The sequence below is a fragment of the Mesorhizobium sp. M7A.F.Ca.US.014.04.1.1 genome (assembly GCF_003998745.1).
In the GTDB taxonomy this organism is placed as follows: domain Bacteria; phylum Pseudomonadota; class Alphaproteobacteria; order Rhizobiales; family Rhizobiaceae; genus Mesorhizobium; species Mesorhizobium ciceri.
Genome location: NZ_RZRW01001138.1, coordinates 1 through 992, shown reverse-complemented (window position 1 = coordinate 992; position 992 = coordinate 1). Strand labels below are relative to the sequence as shown.

1 protein-coding gene is annotated in these 992 nt (G+C 65.4%); it reads right to left on the bottom strand.

All coding sequences use genetic code 11. The features are described 5' to 3' along the window. Window positions 1-2: 2 nt before the first annotated feature. Window positions 3-992, bottom strand: a 990-nt coding sequence (locus EOA22_RS35100; RefSeq protein WP_127390687.1) for a TrbI/VirB10 family protein, incomplete at its 5' end; no start/stop codon positions are given.

Below are 992 nucleotides of genomic sequence, written 5' to 3'. Positions count from 1 at the left end.
GCTCATGACGGTGCCTTCGGCACGCCGTAAGGCGCCAGGACAAGGTCGCGATTGACGATGACACGGACTGGGAACCCCGGCCGGACGGTGAGTGTCGGCTGGACGTTGAGCGGATTGCGCACGATCTGCTGACCGACATTGGAGGCCGAATCCTGCGCACTCTCGCGGATCGCCTTGGCGAGGTCACCCTCGTCGTCGCTGGAACCAAGCGACGTCCCAACACCGAGTAGGGTCGAGAGTGCGGCGGCCTTGAACAACTGGCCCCAGTGATGGTCGACCTCGTCCTCCAGCCCGGAGAACCCTTGCGCATCCGCGCCCGGCTGGCGCTCCAGCACGATCGAGGTGCCGTCCGGCATGATGAGCCGGTTCCAGACCAGGAGTACGCGAGACTGACCGAAGGCGACCTGGCTGTCATATTGACCAATCAGTTTTGCGCCCTGGGGGATCAGGAGATATACCCCCGATGGGCTGTCGTAGACATTCTCAGTGACCTGAGCGGTGATCTGGCCGGGAAGGTCGGAACGGATGCCGGTAGTGAGAGCGGCGGGTATGACGGTGCCAGCTTGGACGACATAGGGCGAGGCCTTCGCCGCCAGCCGATCGGGACTAACCGTACGGCGGTCCGGTTTGGCGTTGACGAAGTCGAGTTTGCGGTCCTGCGTATCTTGAGTGGAGCCTGCATCAGGCTCCGTCGGTTCGGCCGGCGGCGTCAAATCGGACCTGGTGTCCGCGATGGCGGTTCCAGCGCCGGTACCCTGTCGCGACGGAGCTGTCCGCGCGTTGGTTTCCGTGAAGAGCTTTGCGACGCGCGCGGCCTCGATCTCGGCCAGGCGGCGCTGTTCTTCCGGATCGATGCGAGGCGTGCTGATGTCGGGCGCAATGACGGACCTGCCCTGCTCTTGCGCGCGCAGGATCGGTCGGCCGAGATCGCCAGGCAGCGCGGGCCCGGGTTTTGGGACGCCGGCGTAGTCCCTCGGCAAGGTCTGCAGGCC